Origin of the sequence: Bacillus altitudinis 41KF2b (assembly GCF_000691145.1) — a bacterium.
Classification (GTDB): Bacteria; Bacillota; Bacilli; order Bacillales; family Bacillaceae; genus Bacillus; species Bacillus altitudinis.
The window spans coordinates 62,304-81,619 of sequence record NZ_ASJC01000002.1 but is presented as its reverse complement, the minus strand read 5'-3'; the positions used below and the strand labels follow the sequence as shown (position 1 = coordinate 81,619).

General features: G+C 41.1%; 20 protein-coding genes. 10 read left to right on the top strand and 10 right to left on the bottom strand.

The genetic code is table 11. From position 1 onward, the window contains the following. Nucleotides 1–296: 296 nt before the first annotated feature. Nucleotides 297–1,004, bottom strand: coding sequence for a response regulator (locus tag BA79_RS04415; RefSeq protein ID WP_024719723.1), 708 nt, complete (start codon nt 1,002–1,004; stop codon nt 297–299). Then, nucleotides 997–2,598 (bottom strand): malate sensor histidine kinase MalK, encoded by a 1,602-nt coding sequence (gene malK, locus BA79_RS04410; RefSeq protein ID WP_035701191.1) that lies wholly within the window; start codon nt 2,596–2,598, stop codon nt 997–999. The genes BA79_RS04415 and malK overlap by 8 nt, the downstream gene beginning before the upstream one ends. Nucleotides 2,599–2,783: 185 nt before the next feature. Here malK and BA79_RS04405 point away from each other — a divergent pair, with 185 nt between their 5' ends. Then, on the top strand, nt 2,784–3,341 hold the full coding sequence (locus tag BA79_RS04405) for a YufK family protein (RefSeq protein ID WP_017367952.1): 558 nt from the start codon (nt 2,784–2,786) through the stop codon (nt 3,339–3,341). Between the two features lie 43 nt (nt 3,342–3,384). Here the strand turns inward: BA79_RS04405 and BA79_RS04400 are convergent, their stop codons facing one another. The 3 genes from BA79_RS04400 to BA79_RS04390 all read right to left on the bottom strand — a co-directional run bounded on the left by BA79_RS04400 (nt 3,385) and on the right by BA79_RS04390 (nt 7,002). Beyond that, nucleotides 3,385–3,795: a thiol-disulfide oxidoreductase DCC family protein gene (locus BA79_RS04400; protein ID WP_035701187.1), complete on the bottom strand. Its 411-nt coding sequence runs from the start codon at nt 3,793–3,795 to the stop codon at nt 3,385–3,387. 18 nt (nt 3,796–3,813) lie between these two features. After that, nucleotides 3,814–5,715 (bottom strand): transglycosylase domain-containing protein, encoded by a 1,902-nt coding sequence (locus BA79_RS04395; protein ID WP_051626174.1) that lies wholly within the window; start codon nt 5,713–5,715, stop codon nt 3,814–3,816. Nucleotides 5,716–5,823: 108 nt separating this feature from the next. Beyond that, a complete protein-coding gene (locus BA79_RS04390) occupies nt 5,824–7,002 on the bottom strand; it encodes an MFS transporter (protein ID WP_220482436.1) in 1,179 nt (392 codons plus the stop codon). Between the two features lie 218 nt (nt 7,003–7,220). On the opposite strand from BA79_RS04390, the gene kapD reads away from it, so the two are divergent. Then, nucleotides 7,221–7,838 (top strand): 3'-5' exonuclease KapD, encoded by a 618-nt coding sequence (kapD, locus tag BA79_RS04385; RefSeq protein ID WP_008345814.1) that lies wholly within the window; start codon nt 7,221–7,223, stop codon nt 7,836–7,838. Here kapD and kapB read toward each other — a convergent pair. Continuing rightward, complete coding sequence (gene kapB / locus BA79_RS04380) at nt 7,835–8,227, bottom strand: kinase-associated lipoprotein KapB (protein ID WP_017358956.1); 393 nt, start codon at nt 8,225–8,227, stop codon at nt 7,835–7,837. The genes kapD and kapB overlap by 4 nt on opposite strands. A 93-nt stretch (nt 8,228–8,320) precedes the next feature. Here kapB and BA79_RS19525 point away from each other — a divergent pair, with 93 nt between their 5' ends. Beyond that, on the top strand, nt 8,321–8,497 hold the full coding sequence (locus BA79_RS19525; protein WP_008345810.1) for a hypothetical protein: 177 nt from the start codon (nt 8,321–8,323) through the stop codon (nt 8,495–8,497). Here BA79_RS19525 and BA79_RS04375 read toward each other — a convergent pair whose 3' ends face one another. Together BA79_RS04375 and BA79_RS04370 are read right to left on the bottom strand one after the other, a co-directional pair. Beyond that, nucleotides 8,498–9,790 (bottom strand): sensor histidine kinase, encoded by a 1,293-nt coding sequence (locus tag BA79_RS04375; RefSeq protein WP_017367947.1) that lies wholly within the window; start codon nt 9,788–9,790, stop codon nt 8,498–8,500. Nucleotides 9,791–9,923: 133 nt separating this feature from the next. Further along, nucleotides 9,924–11,099, bottom strand: a complete 1,176-nt coding sequence (locus BA79_RS04370; RefSeq protein WP_035701182.1) for a MalY/PatB family protein — start codon at nt 11,097–11,099, stop codon at nt 9,924–9,926. 83 nt (nt 11,100–11,182) lie between these two features. Between BA79_RS04370 and BA79_RS04365 the strand changes: the two genes are divergently transcribed. After that, nucleotides 11,183–11,443 carry a DUF1871 family protein gene (locus BA79_RS04365; protein ID WP_025207895.1) on the top strand — a complete coding sequence of 87 codons (261 nt, stop codon included), beginning with the start codon at nt 11,183–11,185 and terminating at the stop codon, nt 11,441–11,443. Here BA79_RS04365 and BA79_RS04360 read toward each other — a convergent pair. Further along, nucleotides 11,440–12,264, bottom strand: coding sequence for an alpha/beta fold hydrolase (locus BA79_RS04360; protein ID WP_017358960.1), 825 nt, complete (start codon nt 12,262–12,264; stop codon nt 11,440–11,442). The two genes, BA79_RS04365 and BA79_RS04360, sit on opposite strands and share 4 nt — an antisense overlap. A gap of 178 nt (nt 12,265–12,442) precedes the next feature. On the opposite strand from BA79_RS04360, the gene BA79_RS04355 reads away from it, so the two are divergent. The 3 genes from BA79_RS04355 to yugI all read left to right on the top strand — a co-directional run bounded on the left by BA79_RS04355 (nt 12,443) and on the right by yugI (nt 14,728). Next, entirely contained in the window at nt 12,443–12,943 is a 501-nt protein-coding gene (locus BA79_RS04355; RefSeq protein ID WP_007500517.1) for an Lrp/AsnC family transcriptional regulator, read from the top strand. After that, complete coding sequence (locus BA79_RS04350; protein ID WP_017358961.1) at nt 12,944–14,137, top strand: aminotransferase; 1,194 nt, start codon at nt 12,944–12,946, stop codon at nt 14,135–14,137. A 198-nt stretch (nt 14,138–14,335) separates the two neighbouring features. After that, on the top strand, nt 14,336–14,728 hold the full coding sequence (gene yugI, locus BA79_RS04345; protein ID WP_007500519.1) for a S1 domain-containing post-transcriptional regulator GSP13: 393 nt from the start codon (nt 14,336–14,338) through the stop codon (nt 14,726–14,728). A gap of 66 nt (nt 14,729–14,794) precedes the next feature. On the opposite strand, the gene BA79_RS04340 is transcribed toward yugI, so the two are convergent. Continuing rightward, a complete protein-coding gene (locus tag BA79_RS04340; protein ID WP_008345792.1) occupies nt 14,795–15,031 on the bottom strand; it encodes a DUF378 domain-containing protein in 237 nt (78 codons plus the stop codon). Between the two features lie 144 nt (nt 15,032–15,175). On the opposite strand from BA79_RS04340, the gene BA79_RS04335 reads away from it, so the two are divergent. The 3 genes from BA79_RS04335 to BA79_RS04325 all read left to right on the top strand — a co-directional run bounded on the left by BA79_RS04335 (nt 15,176) and on the right by BA79_RS04325 (nt 19,113). Next, the gene (locus BA79_RS04335) at nt 15,176–16,339 is read left to right on the top strand and encodes an iron-containing alcohol dehydrogenase (protein WP_008345790.1); all 1,164 of its coding nucleotides are present in this window, start codon (nt 15,176–15,178) and stop codon (nt 16,337–16,339) included. 119 nt (nt 16,340–16,458) lie between these two features. Next, nucleotides 16,459–17,631: an iron-containing alcohol dehydrogenase gene (locus BA79_RS04330; RefSeq protein ID WP_008345787.1), complete on the top strand. Its 1,173-nt coding sequence runs from the start codon at nt 16,459–16,461 to the stop codon at nt 17,629–17,631. A gap of 126 nt (nt 17,632–17,757) precedes the next feature. Beyond that, entirely contained in the window at nt 17,758–19,113 is a 1,356-nt protein-coding gene (locus BA79_RS04325; protein WP_017367943.1) for a glucose-6-phosphate isomerase, read from the top strand. The last annotated feature ends 203 nt before the right edge of the window (nt 19,114–19,316 follow it).

The following is a 19,316-nucleotide window of genomic DNA, read 5'->3' as shown; positions in this document are numbered from 1 at the left end:
GCATTCTTTTAAAATTGATGGAAACAGGAGAGAAGATGTAAGACATCAGACTTATATCTCGTTGAACTAATCAATCATAATTTATCATTTCCCATCGAATAAATAAATAGAAATTTGTTTTATTTTTAAAAAAATGTTAAAAGGCTAAATTCGATGTCTTTTTATGTGCTGAAATATGATATAATGCCGCTTTTATGATGTGCTCTACTACAGTGGAACCACTGATATCAAGGGGTTTGTGACATCGTATGCCATAAAAAAACATCTGGCCTTTGAGAAAGGTCAGATGTGTCAAATTAAAGATATTGCTGAATCAAATTCATGTTGCTTGTATTCAGTTTATATTGGAAAACAGGGCGGCCGATTGTCCCGTATGCCATCTCCACATCAACCACTTCGATATCCTCAAGAAATTTCAAATATTTTCTAATCGAAACTTGAGAGATTTCAGTATGATTGGCTAGGTCTTCGGTCGTGAAAGCCTGCTGACCGAATGATTGAATGCTTGTCCAGATGAGTTTGAGTGTGCTCTTCGTCAGGCCTTTTGGCAGCAGGACTTTTTCCGCCTCTGCTTTTTTATGAAAAAGCTTCGCGTCTAAATCATTTTGAGAGATGCTGTTCATCGTTTGGTATAGGGCATGTTTTCTTTTATATTCTGCCAGTGCTGATTGGAAGCGTTCAAACTCAAAAGGTTTGATTAAATAGTCGACAGCTCCGTTTCGCATCGTTTGCTGTACGACATCCACTTCATTTGCAGCTGAAATGACGATGACGTCAACGGAATGATTTTTCTCACGAATTTCTGATAATAGGGCGAGCCCATTTTGTCCAGGCATATAAATATCAAGCAATACAAGGTGAATGATTTCTGATTTTAAGATGTCTAGTGCCTTCTGAAATGAGGTGGCAATCCCTTTTAATTCAAATCCTTCTATTTGGGTCAAGTAGCGTTTATTCAGCTCCCCGACCATTGGGTCATCTTCTACGATCAACACATTAATCATGTGAATCCTCCTTTTGTTTATATGGAATACGGAGACTAAAGGTCGTTCCTTCTCCTTTTTCGCTTGTGACGATCATATGTCCGTTCAGTTTTTTGATGCTTTGGTCAACAAAGTAAAGGCCAAATCCTCTGTCTTCTCCTTTTGTTGAAAAGCCTTGATCAAACATAATGTCCTGTTCTTCTTTTGTCAGACCGACCCCTGTGTCTGTAATTTCAATATGAAGCTGCTCTTGGACATATCTGAATGAGATGGAGATATTTTTGTTCTCTGTATGGGAAACGGCATCGAGTGCGTTATTTAACAGATTACCGATGACCGTAATAAGGTCATGTGTGACTGCTGGGTCCTCCGAGTTTGGTACCTGTGTACTGCAATTGACTTCTAAAGCTGCGCCTTGTTCTCTGATGTAGCTTTGTTTTCCTAGTAAAAACCCGGCTAAGACAGAGTTTTTCACATGGTTGATGATTTCATTTGTTTCTGTCTGCTGATAAATCGCAATATCTTTAATATAGGTGCCAAGGTCATCATAGTTATTCAGTTGGACCAATCCTAAAATGACATGGAGCTTGTTCATAAATTCGTGTGACTGGGCACGAAGCGCATTGGCATACATCTTCACCCCGCTCAGCTGCTCAGCCAGATGTTTGACTTCTGTTTTGTCACGGAAGGTTGCGATCGCTCCGACAATTTCTCCTTTTACCGTAATCGGCACCTCATTAAAGACCAGCTCCAATCCGTTCATTCTGACATCGCGATCAAGCAGCGGTTTCCGTGTTTCGATTACTTGCTTTAAGCCGCTTGAAGGAAGAAGGGCCTGTACGTCTTGTTCTCTAGGGTCAACCATAATGCCCATATTATGAAAAAGACGTTTAGCTTCTGCATTTGCCAGCTTGATTTTACCGAGCTGATCGACGGCAAGAATGCCTTCTTTTGTCGATTCTAGCATAGCGCTTCGTTCTTTTAATAAGGTGGCAATTTCATCTGGCTCTAGTCCAAACATAATCTTTTTTACTTTACGTGCCACAATGAGTGCGCCGATAATGCCAGATAAAAGGCTAAGCGATGTGACAAAGTAGAGCGGGAGCAGGCTTTGATGAATAATTAAATCAATTTCCTTTAATGTAATCCCAACTGCCACAGCTCCGAGCTGCTTGCCATCTTGGTTATAAACAGGAACAAAGGCACGCATGGACTTGCCAAGTGTTCCAGATGCGGTACTAATATGTTCTTTACCCTGTAATGCCGGTTTTTCATCACCGCCAGCAAATCGCTTCCCAATCTTTTGCGGATTCGGATGTGTTTTGCGGATACCGTTCATATCCATGACGACAACGAATTCGGTTTTGGTAATACGCTGCACATTGGTTGTATATTTCCGTAGTGCTGTATATGATTGATCTTTTTCCAATGATTTCGCTGTGATCGGAGCCTCTGCGACCATTTTGGCAGTGGAGAGGGCGATATCACGTTCCTGCTGATGAATATTTTTGGCTGTTTCTGACCAGATCGTAAAGAATGTGATACAGAGGGAGATCAGGACAACAATACAGACAAAGATCGTCAGCCGTGTTTGCAGTCTTAAAGTTTTTTTCACGAGTATACCCCTAACGCGCAATTTTTTCGTAATAGTAATACTTTAACGGGAAAATGTAAGTTTGTGAAGGAATGTACGTGCAAAATCACAAATTTGATTTAGATTCCAGTTTACTTGGAAAGCATCTTGTCAATCCGTTTTAAGTGAGCCATAATAAAAATGAGCTTATGAGAAAGGATCTATTTATGAAAAATACATATTTGACTGGATATTTTCCGCTGATTTCGATTTTGCTATTCAGCTCTGCCTTTTCTATTTTTACAGTAGGTATCACGACTGACTTCTTGACCCAAGCAGGGATTTTAAAAGGAATGTTGGAATTTTTCTCTGAACAGGGCATTCGTCTTGCTTTATTTGCCGCATTTGCACTTGTTTATTTTATGATTTTATCTGCTTTAAAACTCATTGCAGATACGGTGTTAGAGTTGGCGCTGCTCTTTTTTGCAAAGGACCCTGAAGGGGAGAACTTAAAGAAAATTCGGATTGCATCGGTTGTCTATTTGTTTGCCAGCTTACTTGCATTTCTATTGACGCAGCAGCTCATTTTGCTTGTTGGGCTTTTTGTTTTAGCAAGTCTCGTCTATTTTATCTGGGTTGTGGTACGCATTTATCAATCACTTTCCATGCTGAATTTAATTGGGTTTATGATGTTTAATCTGCTGTTTTGGGCCACGTTTTTGATCGGCATTTTGTACTTATTTATTAAGCTTTATAACAGTGTGATGGCGAGTCTGCCAGCTTAATCAGACGAAAGAAAGCATCCTCCGATGATGGAGGATGCTTTTTTTATGGAAGAAACCGCTTCTGAATTTCAGGTGTAGGCATCATACAGGATGTTTTTTGACCAAACCATTTGTAGCGATTCTTTGCAATGAGCTGATAAAACCAGTCACGGATTGGACGAGGGATCGCGAGGAGTAAATAGCTCCATCTGTATATCCCTTTTAAATGCCGTGCGGCTTTTAAGATGCCTGTTGACTTCATATAAAGGGTCCCATTTTCAATATAAATGAATGAATTGAACTCATCTAAAGGCAAGCCGTTTTCTTTTAAAATACGCTGCCCTGTATCTGATTGTAAAGAAGCAAACATCATCCGCTCATTCGGGTCGCGCTTGATGATAAACTGAACAGCACCACTGCACACGTTGCAGACACCGTCAAATAAAATGAAGTGAGAGGGTTGTGTGGAATGCATCGCAATCAAACCTCCTGTTTATCTAGCGTATTGCATAGTTTGTTTCCAAATACGTAAGTGCGGGCTTAAACTATAAATCGATTCAACGGTTCCTCTATCTCTTCCTACCCATACACCCATTGTGTATTGATCTGTCAGGCCAACAAACCAAATGTCTTTGTAGTCATTGGATGTCCCTGTTTTTCCCCCAATGTAAGGAGAATTGAAATTCGCCTTTTTTCCTGTTCCACTTTTCACAACAGAGGCAAGCAGCTTGCGCATTGTTTCATTTGTACGCTGAGAATAGATTTGCTTCGGCGACTCTTTCCACTTGTAAAGGGTTTTGCCGTTTAAGTCTGTGACCTTTGTAATGGAGTGATTTCGCGTATAGGCACCTTGATTGCCAAACACGGTATATGCATCGGTTATTTCTAGCGGCGAGAAGCCTTTTGTAAATCCTCCAAGTGCAGAAGGGAGACGGTAATCATCTGCGACAATATGTTCGAATGAAAACTTTTCTAAATAGCTGAAGCCTTTTTTGACACCGACTGTATCAAGCATACGAATCGCTGGTGTATTGTAAGAGTTCTTAAAGGCTGTTTCAAGTGTTACAGTTCCATACGTTTTATGATTATAGTTTTGCGGGCAATATCCGCTACTGCAAAACTTGCCGGCACTGATTTTGCTTGATGCCGTGGCACCGGTTTGATCAATATAAGGGCCATAATCTAACAGCGGCTTAATGGCGGAACCTGGTTGTCTTTGCGCTTGATAGGCGTAGTTGAAATCAAACTTTTTATAGTTCTTCCCGCCAGCAAGTGCGACGATTTGATGGGTTTGGTGGTTAATGACTGCTGAACCGCCTTCCACACCTTGATAAGGTAATTGTGCATTGAGCTGATAAACCGCTCTTTGCTGTAAGGAAGGGTCTAGTGCTGTATAAATCTTCACACCATCTTGAAGCAATGCACTGACCTTTTCTGATAATTCTTTTTGAATTGCTTTTTTTGCGCCAGCTGTTTTGGCTTTTTTCAATCGTTTTGTAAAGCCTTCCTGATCAGACACCAGATCGGTAAATTCTTCATTGGCATATGTCACATAGTCAGGATAAAGATTTTTCTTTTCACTTAAGGACAAGCTGATTTTTTCTTTCACTGCTTTTTTGTATTGCTTCTTCGTAATGACACCATCTTTTTCTAAAATACCAAGCAGCCGTTCCTGGCGTTTCTTTGTATGTTTGAATTGTTTCAATGGGTCATACAGCGTAGGGTTGTTAGGAATCGCAGAAATAAATGCCATCTGTGCAAGTGTCAAAGAACTAAGCGGCTTATCAAAATAGTAATTAGCCGCAGAACCGACACCGTAAACCCCGTTACTGAAATAAATCGTATTTAAATAGCTTTCGAGAATTTCCTCTTTTGTAAATTTTCGCTCGAGCTCATAGGAATAGAGCAGTTCTGTAAACTTTCGGCTGAATGAACGTTCATGACTTAAATATAAATTACGGGATAACTGTTGTGTGATGGTGCTGGCGCCTTGGCTAATGCCATGGTTTTTCACATTTGCAGCAAGGGCACGAATCACGCCCATAAAGTCAATGCCTTTATGGTCATAAAAGTTGCGGTCCTCTGATCGGAGGAACAGCTCCTTGACGGAATCAGGAATTTTATCGTACTTCACGAAAACACGGTTCTCATCGTTTGATACGATCTCAGAGATAAGAGAACCATCTCGATCATACATATAACTGTTTTGGGAAAAGTCTACCTTTTCCAGCTTGATTTTTTGATCAAGCACTTCGTTAACAGGTTTTACACTTGCGGCTTCTTCCTTTGATAGATAAAAAGTCAGAACAAATAATGGGATGAGGGCAGCAAGTAATAACCAACCAATGATTGCACGAAACATGAGGTCACTCACTTTCTTCGGATTTCTAGCCATATCGTACCATTCTTTTGCGATTACGAGAAGGTTATTTTTAGAAAAGAATAGACGTGAAGTCTAGTAAACAAGGCATTTAGACAGAAGAAAAGAGTATCTGATGATGGATCAGACACTCCTCTCTTTTGTCTTTGATTGTGAGCGGACCGCCCATAAAAATAATGCCCCGAAAAGGAAAATGCCGGCGGTAACATAAAAGACAGCTGGAATTCCGTAATGACTCGCCACAATACCGCCTATGACGGGTCCGACGACATTTCCAAGAAAGCGGAAGCTGACATTGTAACCAAGCACTTCTCCTTGCATAGAGGCAGGCGCTTTGATGCGAATATAGGCCGTCGTACAAGGAATGATGCCGCCTAGTGCCATCCCGTATAAGAAACGGAAGATCACTAACATCCCGTAGGAATCCGCCATCGCTTGCGGGATGAATAAAATGGAGGAGAGGATGAGAAGGGCGAGCAGCACCTTATCGTGACCAATACGATCTCCAAGGTCTCCCCATTTCCGTGTAAACAGCAAATTGCCAAGCCCCGTTGCAGAAAACGCCAGTCCTGCATAAAAGGCAAGGTTGACGGGGCCGTGTAAATCATGAATGTACAAGGCTAAAAGCGGCTGAATACTAAAGTTCCCGACTTGCGTAATAAATGTGAGCAGCATGGTGACCACAAGCAAAGGCTGTTTGAAAATATGGACAAGGACGTCCTTCCGTGAGTAAGAAACCCGTTTTGCTTCTTTTGAACGGATCGGCTGTTCTTTCACACCGAAGATAATGACAATCGCTGACACATATATGACAGCAGCTGTTAAGAAAAATGTATAAATGAATCCGACACTGTCTGCCATAAATCCACCCATTAATGGACCGAATAACCCTCCGGCGACATTACTCATCTGCATCGTACCAAGGGTCTTACCGGCTGTTGCCTTTTCGGTCTGTGCAGAAATCAGTGCCATCGAAGTCGAAATAAAGCCTGTCACAAGCCCCATGAAAAGCCTTAACGCAAATAGTTGATAAACGGTTTGAACAAGCCCCATTAATAAAATGCTTGTTGCAATCCCAATGCCGTTAATGAGCAAAATCTTTTTATAGCCATGCCGGTCACCAATCCGTCCCCAAATTGGAGAAATGAGAAAGGCTGTTAAAAACGTAACCCCAAAGACATAGCCGCTCCATCTTTGAACAAATTCATTCGAATAACTGCTATCAAGAGACTCTATGTAAAGTGATAAAAAAGGGACGATCATTGTAATGCTGGCAGATACAAAAAAGTTCACAAACCACATGATGTACAAATTTTTCTTCCTGTTTGTGATAAAGACCACCTTCTTTATTTATTTCGTGTTCCTTAATAATTATAAAGGAAAATAAACGATCTTTCATCTGATGAATAGGTTGGGCATAGTGAATCTGCATTATTTTCACGAAAATGAAGTGATTTCAAAGTCCGTCTTAATATAATAGTAGCAGGATGGAAAACAGACGAGAAAGTGGGGTGAGACTGATGGAACAGAAGACGCTGCTTGTGGTCGATTTTGAATTTACGATGCCTGATGGGAAATATCATCCGCAAAATTTTTTCCCGGAAATCATTGAAGCCGGTGTCGTTAAAGCATCAAATGAAACGATCATAGACACATTCTCAAGCTATGTCAAACCGAAAAAGTTCCCGAAGCTGACAAAGCGCTGTAAATCGTTCCTTGGCATTACGCAGCAGGATGTAGAAAGCGGGATTTCTTTTGAGGCGTTTATCGAGAAGCTCGTGTCACTCGATGGGGGAGAAGACTGTGAGATTATCACATGGGGAAATATGGACATGAAGGTACTGAAGCAAAACTGTATGCTCAATCATATTGGTTTTCCTTTTAAGGGGAATCAAAGGGATCTGGCTTTTGAATATAAAACCTTTTTTGGGGATAGAACACTCACAGGACTTCGGAAAGCAGCTAAGGAGTACGGCAGTGAAGGAGCTGGTAAGCATCATAAAGCACTCGATGATGCCATGACCACTTATCAGCTGTTCACCCTTTTTGAAAAAGATCGATCCTATGTGGAAAATCCGCAAACAACCAAAATTGGTGAACTCATTGACTTCTCTCACTTTTTTGATTCGGCAGATTAGCGGGCGTCTTCTGGAAAATAATCTTTTTCAAGAGAAGAGAGGCACGCTCTTGATTTTTCAGCCCACTTGGAATCATCCGCACTGAGCCCTTTTTTCAATTTGTCTACGGCGTCTTTCAGCGATACTTGATAATCAGGTATGTCGCCATCATAAGGCTTGACCATATGATGAGGGATGTTCGTCTGTTCCCTAAAGGCCAAAGCCCGTCTTTCCTGAAAAAAAGGTACGTCCGCTTCTTTTGGATGATGCAGGTCACCTTGAGTGGGGTGTGTTAAAACCGCTTTTACTTGAACGAGATAAGTAGATGGTTTAACGGCTGTCACTTCCCCAATGTAAACACCTGTTTTGTAAAAACCTTTCACGATTTGTCCAATCTGAATGTCTGTCATATGAAATTCCTCCATTTCCTTCTCATAAGAAGGTATTTCCTTTCTTTTAGCCAATATAGTGAAGTAAACGAGCAAAAGGGGGAAGAGCGGAACATGTCGTTCATCATATTCTTTCTACTGTATTTTCCTGAAGATAAAAGGGAGTATATCCCTGCGGCAATCACGACGGTGCTTTTCTTTGCTGCTGCATTTATTTGCTTTCGTCTGATCGTTCGTGCTTCTAAGAAGCAGGAGCAGATCGATGAAAAAAGGACAAAAAAAATGGATTGATCATTTTCTTCTTGTATCTTCAGGAAACTTCACGGTGACTGTTGTACCAGACTGCAATGAGCTTTTGAAACGAATCGTTCCATGATGATTTTCAATGATGGAAAATGTCACTGTCAACCCAAGCCCTGTTCCTTTATTTTTCAATGTGTAATAGGGTTCACCAAGCTTTTTCATTTGGCTTTCTGACATGCCTACACCGTTATCAACGAAATAAAGGCAGATTCGATGATTTTCTTTTGAAGCAAACAGTTCGATTTTACCTTCGTGTTCGGGCGCTGCTTCGATTGCATTTTTGATTAAATTAATCATGACTTGTTTGATTTTCGTTTCATCACCTTGGATGTATAAGTCTGGTTCAATCGATTGATGAATCGTGACCGACTTAAAATTCGCATAGGATGTCATCAGCGATGCACATTCTTCAAGTAATTTAGATAAATTGAGAGACTCAATTTGATAATAATTTTGTTTCGCAATATCAAGATAGCTCGTAATAATATCCTGGGCACGGTCAAGTTCAGATAAAACGAGATTTTTATAATCTTTATTGGTTGACGGCTCTTTCGAATTGTCACTTGAAAAGAGCAGTTGGATAAATCCTCTCACCACCGTCAGTGGATTGCGGACTTCATGGGCGACACTTGCTGCCAGTTCACTCACAATCGTCAGTTTCTCTGATTGGACAAGCTGTGTTCTCATTTGCGCATTCTCTTTCACAAACTCAATGGAATAAATACTCAGCACAAGAAAGAATATGTAGTAAAGAGTTGAGAAAAATAATTCGAGCAGCTTTTGCTGCATAATGAATGCAGGGCTGTACTCTATTAAGCTGACCACAAGCAGTCCAATGTAAATAAACATCCCTTTTGATAACGCAATCAGGACTCCGTATAACAGCTTTCTCTGCTTAGAATATTGGCGCCATTTCCGGTAAAGCAGGAAAGGAATGAAAAAGTAAATCGGTACAACAATCAATCCAACCCATAAAAAAGAGCCATACATCACGAACTTTACGGTTGAACTAACCAAGATAGCGACGATTCCGGCGGTATATCCCCCGTATAAAATAGCCAGTACAAGGGGAATCGATTGAAGCCCAGTCTGCAAATCTAAAATCGAACCAACTGGATACATAATACATAGTGCTGATGAAATGGATGCAAATATGGTGATGAGCAGTTTATTCGTTTTAGGGAAATGAGCAGGGGTCCGGCTTAGCCATAGTGCATGATATAAAAAGATTGGAAATAGAATAAAAGATACATGGAGCAGAAAATCCTTGAACATTTCCATTTAAATGCTCTCCTCGTAAATAATTGTAATTCCTCTCATTATATCATTTCATGTACAAAGTAGATATGATAATAGGAGGGTTTTTTTCTTTAAAAAGAACACCCGTTAGGATGTTCTTTTGATAGAAATGGTTTTATTCGGATGATTGAGTGAATGCTTGATGAAGGCGCTTCAGACCTTCTTTCACTGTTCCGGCAGGACAGCCTAGATTCATTCGAATAAAGCCGTCTCCTTCGTGCCCATATACGTTTCCGAGCTCTAGTATGACCTTGCCCTTTTTCAGCAGATTACGTTTCAATTCTGCTTGAGTGAGCTCATAATCACGAATATCCAGCCACAATAGATAAGAAGCATCTGGTTTCATATAACGCATGCTCGGCAGATATTCATCAATATAATCCATTGCGATCTTCATATTATTTTCGAGATAAAGAACAAGTGAATCAAGCCACTCATCTCCGTGGCGATAGGCCGCCTCCATGGCAGGAATCGCAAAGGCATTCAGTTTAGACAATCCATTTCTTTGCACTTCATTGGTGAAAAGGGTTCTTTTTTCTTCATCAGAAATGATAATGGCAGATGCCTGAAGACCAGCTAAATTAAATGTTTTACTCGGTGCAATACACGTTACCGTGATGTTAGCTATCTCATCAGAAAGGCTGGCAAAAGGCACATGCGGCTGCCCGTAAAGCATCAGATCGGAATGAATTTCATCTGACACGACGGTGACACCGTACTGTACACATAAATCTCCTACACGCTTTAATTCCTCTTTTGACCAAGCTCTCCCTGAAGGATTATGCGGATGACAAAGAAACATCAGCTTTGCTTCTGGCCTGCTTAATTTCTTCTCTAAATCATCAAAATCCATCATGTAACGGTTGTTTTCTATTTTTAAAGGGTTGGTTGAGACGATACGTCCGTTTCTTTCAATCATTTGATAGAAGGGCGTATACACCGGTGACTGAATGACCACTTCATCATTCGGAGCTGTAAAGGCTTGTACCGCAAAACTAAGTGCTGTCACGATACCTGGTGTGAAGGTGACGGCATCTGTTTGTATCGTCCAACCGTGTCTTCTTTTGACCCAGTCAGCTACTGCTTGCTGCGTATCCTGATCCTGAAATGCATAGCCGAATACGCCGTGATCTAATCGTTCTTTTAAAGCATCAAGCACGACTTGGGGCGCTTTAAAATCCATATCTGCTACCCACATTGGCAGCGCATCTGTTGTCAGGAATAAAGACTCTGCTTGATCCCATTTGACTGATTTTGAACCTTTACGTATGATCTGTTCGTCGAAATTCATGAAACCCACCTCTAGCCGTTTTTCAACCATTCTTGGTTGTGCTAAAATAAACATCACAAAATTTATTATAAGCGGTGATCCCCATGAAAGATAGTCAAGCTGTAGAAGAGATGATTCAAATCATTAAGGCATGGGACCCTTTTCAGTATGGAGAGGACTTTTACGAAACGGAGCCTGCTGACGTCATCAGTGCCTTATACGACGCAGAAGACCCGTTATCTTTCGCGAAAGACATTCAAGCCATTTACCATCACTCATTTGATCAGCTTCTTCCGATGGAAAGCTGCCAGCATATCGCAAATCAGCTTTTTATCATAAGAGAAAGTAGCTCCTGCTCGTTTTAAGACAGGCTGAAATGACCAATTTGATCAGACACAAAGACCGGATTTTCCTCAGGGATGAGGTGCCCGGTTTTTTTTAATGCGTGAAAGGTTGAATGCGGCAGATCTTTGTGAAGTCTTTCGCCAATTTGAATAGGAACGATCCGGTCTTCCTCCCCCCAAATCAGAAGGACAGGTGTCTCCATTTTCTTTAAGACATCTGACGCTAAATCGCCTTCCCTGTGCCGAATCAAACGAAAAATACCTCTGAAAATTTGGTCATCTGAAAAAGGCTTTAAATATCCGTCTACCATCTCTTGATCAATAATCGAATGATCATGCACAACAGCGGTTAAATTTTTCATAATACCTTGCTTGAACAACTTTCTTTTTAAATAGAGATAAAAATAAGGAATATATGTGCTGTAAACAAGCGACTTTTTGGACTTATTCATATACCCTGAACTGCATAAAAGAACAGCTTTTTCAAATAGGTCGGGACGCTCAGATGCAGCATATAAAGCAATTTGTCCCCCCATGGAATGTCCCACGAGGATCGCATGCTGAATCTGCAAATAACCAGCTAGTTCAATGATGATTTTTGCCATGTTGCGATAGCTGTAAATGAACGTATTCGATTTTTCGGACTGCCCGAATGGAGGCAGATCAATCGCAATTAAATTGAAGTCTTGTTTCAGAAGCGGGATGAGCTTTCGATAGCTGAAGGTAGATGAGAAAAGGCCGTGAATCAAAATCAATGTCTTCTTACCTTCATTTGGATAGTGTTCGTAATAGATATCTAAACCGAATTTACTTTTCATATAGGATGGCTGTACAATGTCCACACTCATCAACTCCGATATTTGATACTCACTCTCTGTTAGGTGACTGTATTGTACCCTAAAAAGTGGATTTTAAGCTACGATTAGAATCTTTTCCCTGCTTAGCATAATGGGAAAAACGTGCTATAATGTTCAGAAGATTTTTTAAAACTAGCTTTTTACAATCAGAGGTGTGAAATCAATGAAACTAACCGAAAAAGAAACTGAAATATTAGAGATTTTAGATGAAAACAGCCGCGCCGATTTAAATACAATTGCAAAAATGGCAGGTGTGACATCAGAAGAAGCAGAAGCCATTATTCAAAAGCTCGAAGATCAAAAAGTCATTATTGATTATTCGACCATGATTGACTGGCGAAAAGTAGACGGACACGAAGGCGTTACAGCGATGATTGATGTAAAAGTGACCCCAAAAAGAGGCGTCGGTTTTGATGAAATTGCTGAACGCATTTACAGGTTCCAAGAAGTGGAGTCCGTGTATTTAATGTCAGGCGTGTATGATTTATCTGTTGTGATCAGAGGAAGATCCATGTCTGATATCGCCCGCTTCGTATCTGAAAAATTATCGACACTTGATTCTGTTGTTTCAACCACTACCCACTTTATTTTGAAAAGATATAAGCATGATGGGAAAGTCTTTGAAACAGGGGACGATGACAAAAGAATCGTGGTGTCTCCTTAAATGAAAAAGTCTTATTTATCTGAAACGGTACAAAGCATTCAGCCGTCAGGTATTCGGAAATTCTTTGATTTGGCAGCCACAATGGAAGGGGTTATCTCCCTCGGGGTCGGCGAACCGGATTTCGTGACAGCTTGGAATGTGAGAGAAGCCAGTATTATGTCTTTAGAACAAGGACTGACCTCTTATACAGCAAATGCTGGGCTGCTCTCTTTGCGAAAAGAATTGAGCCATTATCTATATAAGCGGTTTCACATTGAGTACAGTCCTGAAGAAGAACTCATTATTACGGTTGGTGGTAGCCAGGCGCTTGATTTGGCCTTTCGCGCCATTTTAAACAGCGGGGACGAAGTGATCATCCCAGAGCCTTGTTTCGTCGCATATGGGGCTCTGACGACACTTGCGGGCGGTGTACCGGTTTATTTAAGTACATCGGCTGAAAAAGATTTTAAAGCCGATTCTGCTGATCTTCGTACGAAGCTGACGCCGAAAACAAAAGCCATCTTGCTATGCTCTCCATCAAACCCAACAGGGTCTGTTTACTCGAAAGAAGAGCTTGAAGATATTGCTCAGTTTGCAAAGGAGCATGATCTTTTAATCATCACAGATGAGATTTATGCAGAGCTGACGTACGATGAAGCTTTTACGAGCGTAGCGGCGATTCAAGATATGAAGGAAAGAACGATTTTGATTTCAGGCTTTTCCAAAGGGTTCGCTATGACGGGTTGGCGCTTAGGCTATGTGGCAGCACCCCCAGTCCTCCGTGATGCCATGCTGAAAATACATCAATATTCTATGATGTGTGCACCGGCTATGGCACAATATGCCGCAGAAGAAGCATTAAAAAATGGACTTGAAGATGTGGAGAAAATGAAGAAAAGCTACAGAAGGCGCCGTAATTTGTTTGTCGGCTCTCTCAATGAACTTGGACTCACTTGCCACCAGCCAAACGGAGCGTTTTACGCTTTCCCGTCCATTAAAAGCACAGGCATGACTTCAGAACAATTTGCCGAGGAGCTGCTGCTTAGCGAGAAAGTAGCGGTTGTCCCTGGAAATGTATTCGGTCCAAGTGGTGAAGGACATATTCGCTGTTCATATGCATCATCACTCGATCACTTGCAGGAATCACTTTCAAGAATCCAGCGTTTTTTGCAGAATAGACAAGTGAAAGAAGAGGCACCTGCTATCTTAAAATAAAAAAAGGCATCAATCCATCTGGATTCATGCCTCTCAAATTAGGGGGGAATACTAGAAAGCATTCTTGTTTTCAGGTATTCCCCCTTTTGAACGGATCTAAACCCAATTAAAAAATATTTTGCGTAAAAGACCGTTCTGTGATATAGTTTTTAATTGCGTATAAACGAATATTAAAACATTTATTTAGGAGTTGTTATCATGGCGACAAAGTTTGAAGTAGGCAGTGTTTACACTGGTAAAGTAACAGGATTACAAGCGTATGGTGCGTTTGTTGCATTAGATGAAGAAACTCAAGGACTTGTGCACATTTCTGAAGTGACACACGGTTTTGTAAAAGACATCAACGAGCACCTTTCAATTGGTGACGAAGTACAAGTGAAAGTTCTTTCTGTTGATGAAAATGCTGGTAAAATCAGCCTTTCTATCCGTGCAACGCAAGATGCACCAGAAAGAAAAGAAAGCAAACCAAAGAAACAAAGACCACAGCAAGTGAAAGAAGAAGCTGCTGCACCACAAGGTTTCAATACACTGAAAGATAAACTTGAAGAGTGGATTGAGCAATCAAACCGTAAAGACCTTATCAAGAAATAAAAAAAGCACCGCTTCAAACGGTGCCTTAGGCTGCCTCATATAGGCAGCCTTTTTTATGTCTTTTTGTTAGCGAACCTCTGGATTCGGCTCGTCACGGCGGACAGCTTCTTCACTTGGCTTGAATAATAGACCAAGGTTAACAAGACCTGCAATTCCAACAAGACCATAAATAATACGTGATAATGCAGCACCTTGACCGCCAAAGATCGCTGCTACTAAGTCAAATTGAAAAAAGCCGATTAGTCCCCAGTTAATAGCACCGATAATCGTGAGCACGAGGGCAATACGTTGAATAGCACTCATCGTGATTCCTCCTTTCGCTACAGTATCAATACATTTATATTTTGCAGATTTTTAGCCAAACTATGCGTAAGAAAATGGATGAAAGCAAATTACTTTACTTTTGGAATGAAAGAGGCGCATAATGTAGCGCGAGGAGGAGATCACATGGATCGATTTACTTATTGGAACCCAACGAAATTAATCTTTGGAAAGGGAGAAGTATCAGCCCTTTCAGATGAACTAAAACACTACGGAAAAAACGTATTGCTTGTATATGGTGGAGGCAGCATTAAACGAAATGGCCTTTATGACCAAGTTGTCAGTATCTTAAAAGAATCAGGAGCTACAATTACTGAGCTTGCTGGTGTTGAGCCAAACCCGCGCTTAACAACGGTTAGAAAAGGGGTTGAGCTTTGCAAAGAGAACCAAATTGATTTTATTTTGGCAGTCGGCGGCGGTAGTGTCATTGACGCAACCAAAGCGATCGCAGCTGGTGCGAAATACGATGGAGATGCTTGGGATATCGTCACTCGTAAGCATGTCCCAATGGAAGCCATCCCATTTGGTACAGTATTAACACTTGCTGCGACAGGTTCTGAAATGAACTCTGGCTCCGTCATCACAAACTGGGAAACAAATGAGAAATACGGATGGGGCAGTCCAGCTGTCTTCCCTAAATTCTCTATTCTTGACCCAGTCAATACATTTACTGTGCCAAAAAACCATACGATTTATGGCATGGTTGACATGATGTCTCACGTGTTTGAACAATATTTCCATCACACGGAGAATACACCTTACCAAGATCGTATGTGTGAAGGACTTCTTCGTACGGTCATTGAAACAGCACCGAAGCTGATCAATGATTTGGAAAACTATGAGCTTCGTGAAACGATTTTATTCACAGGCACCATTGCACTGAATGGAATGCTTTCAATGGGTGCACGCGGAGACTGGGCATCTCACAATATTGAGCATGCGGTATCTGCGGTGTATGACATACCTCATGCAGGCGGACTTGCGATCTTGTTCCCGAACTGGATGAAGCATGTCATTCAAGAAAACCCAGGTCGCTTCAAGCAATTAGCAGTGCGTGTATTCGATGTAGACCCTGCGGGCAAAACAGACGAAGAAGTTGGCTTAGAAGGAATCGAAAAACTTTCTGCTTTCTGGACAAGTCTAGGCGCACCAAACCGTTTAGCTGACTATGACATCAACGATGAGAAAATTGATCTGATTGCAGACCGTGCAATGGCACGTGGTGAATTTGGCCAATTTAAAAAGCTGAACAAAGAAGATGTTCTAGCTATTTTAAACGCTTCTTTATAATCGAACATGGAAAAGATAGCTGCTTTTAAGCAGTTATCTTTTTTGAGTTCTGCATGTACATATGTTACAGTAGTCTTTCATGTTTTTGGATATAAATGTTTTAAGGAGATGTAGAACAGATGGAGAACTTTATTTACTATAATCCAACGAAATTGATGTTTGGAAAAGGACAACTAGACGGACTAAAAAGCGAACTCGCTCGTTATGGAAAACGAGTGCTTCTTGTATATGGTGGAGGCAGTATTAAGAAAAACGGTCTTTATGATAAGGTCATCAGCGCTTTAAATGAAGCAGAGGCTGACGTATTTGAACTGTCAGGAGTTGAACCGAACCCTCGTCTCACTACAGTGCAAAAAGGGATCGACATTTGCCAAAATGAGAACATTGATTTCTTATTAGCAGTTGGTGGGGGAAGTGTCATCGACTGTACAAAAGCCATTGCAGCTGGAGCTGAATATGATGGGAATGTTTGGGATATTATTTCAAAGAAAACGACCGCTCAAAAAGCACTGCCATTTGGCACAGTATTGACACTTGCAGCGACAGGCTCAGAAATGAACCCGGATTCTGTGATCACGAACTGGGAAACAAATGAAAAGTATGTGTGGGGCAGTTCAGTCACGCACCCTGCTTTTTCAATTTTAGATCCTGAGCACACATATTCTGTGCCAGAGAATCAAACGGTGTATGGCATGGTTGATATGATGAGTCATGTATTTGAACAATACTTCCATAATGTCAAAAACACGCCTCTACAAGATCGGATGTGTTTTGCTGTTCTTCAAACAGTCATCGAGACAGCACCAAAGCTACTTGAAGACTTACAAAACTATGAGCACCGTGAAACCATCCTTTATGCAGGAACAATTGCTTTAAATGGCACGCTGCAAATGGGCTATTTTGGCGACTGGGCATCACATACGATTGAGCATGCAGTATCAGCAGTCTATGACATTCCGCATGCAGGTGGACTTGCGATCCTCTTCCCAAACTGGATGCGTCATACACTTGATCATAATGTCGAACGTTTTAAAAATCTCATGTTGAACATGTTTGACATTGAGACAGAAGGAAAATCGGATCGTGACATCGCATTAGAAGGAATCGACAAGCTGTCAGCCTTCTGGACAAGCCTCGGTGCACCGAGTCGTTTAGCGGATTATGATATTGGTGAAGATCAACTGGACAAAATTGCTGACATCGCAGCAAAAGAAATGGAATATGGTGGTTTTGGTAACTTTATGAAACTTGGCCGTGATGACATTTTAGCGATTTTGAAAGCTTCTCTATAATTTGGATGGCCGCTTCTCTTCATGAGGAGCGGCTTTTTGCTGCATCAATGACGATCACTTGATTTCAATAGCTAGTTCCGCTAAAGTGAAAGGGACAGAACTAACGTAATGGAGGGCTTACAAGCGATGACACATATTCAATTTGACTACTCGAAAGCGTTACCTTTCTTTCAAGAACATGAGCTTACATATTTAAAAGATTTTGTGAAGGTGGCCCATCATAATATTCATGAACAAACGGGTGCTGGCAGTGATTATTTAGGCTGGGTTGACTTACCGAAGCAATATGATCGCGAAGAATTTGCCCGCATTCAAAAAAGTGCTGAAAAGATTAAATCTGATTCTGATGTATTACTCGTTGTTGGAATTGGTGGATCTTATCTTGGGGCACGTGCGGCCATTGAGTTTTTAAACCATTCTTTCTATAATACTTTGCCAAAAGGCAAACGCAAAACACCGCAAATCATCTTTATTGGAAACAACATCAGTTCTTCTTATTTAACAGATGTAATGGATCTGCTAGAAGATGCCGATTTCTCCATTAACGTGATTTCAAAATCTGGTACAACAACAGAGCCAGCCATTGCGTTCCGTATCTTTAAAAAGCTCCTTATCGAAAAATATGGTGCTGAAGAAGCGAAAAAACGCATCTATGCGACAACTGACAAGGCACGCGGGGCACTCAAAACATTAGCAACTGAAGAAGGCTATGAATCATTTATCATCCCTGATGACGTCGGCGGACGCTATTCCGTCTTAACAGCAGTTGGTCTATTGCCAATCGCTGTAAGCGGTGCAGACATTGATCAAATGATGGAAGGTGCTGCGAAAGCAAGTGAAGACTTCGCTTCATCTGAGCTCTCAGAAAATGCGGCTTATCAATATGCGGTTGTTCGTAATGTTCTTTACAATAAAGGACGGACAATTGAAATGCTGATTAACTATGAGCCAGGATTACAATACTTTGCAGAATGGTGGAAGCAGTTATTCGGTGAAAGTGAGGGGAAAGATGAAAAAGGAATCTATCCTTCATCTGCCAACTTCTCAACGGATCTTCATTCACTTGGTCAATATGTACAAGAAGGAAGAAGAGACTTGTTTGAAACCATCGTGAATGTAGACAAGCCACGACATGAACTTGTCATCGAAGCAGAAGAACAAGACCTTGATGGGTTAAACTATCTTGCAGGAAAAACGGTTGATTTCGTCAATAAAAAAGCATTTGAAGGCACAATGCTTGCTCATACTGATGGGAAAGTACCGAACCTGATTGTGACGATTCCTGAAATGGATGCTTATACATTCGGATATCTCGTGTACTTCTTCGAAAAAGCATGTGCGATGTCTGGGTATTTACTAGGCGTCAATCCATTCGACCAACCTGGAGTAGAAGCGTATAAAGTGAACATGTTTGCTTTATTAGGAAAACCGGGCTTCGAAGAGAAAAAGGCAGAACTTGAGAGCCGTCTCAAACAATCATAAGAATAAAAGGCACATCTTTTCATAAGGTGTGCCTCAGATTGTTGACAAAGGGCTAAAATGAACTGTATTTTAGCCCTTTGTCTTCTTTTTAGCGTGATAGAAAACCTTTGAAGTCTAGGAAGGACGAGTACTGGAGCGGAGCGAATTTGACATTCGTGAGCACCAGTGCGCAGGACTGACAACGAATGCGAGGGTTTGTCTAC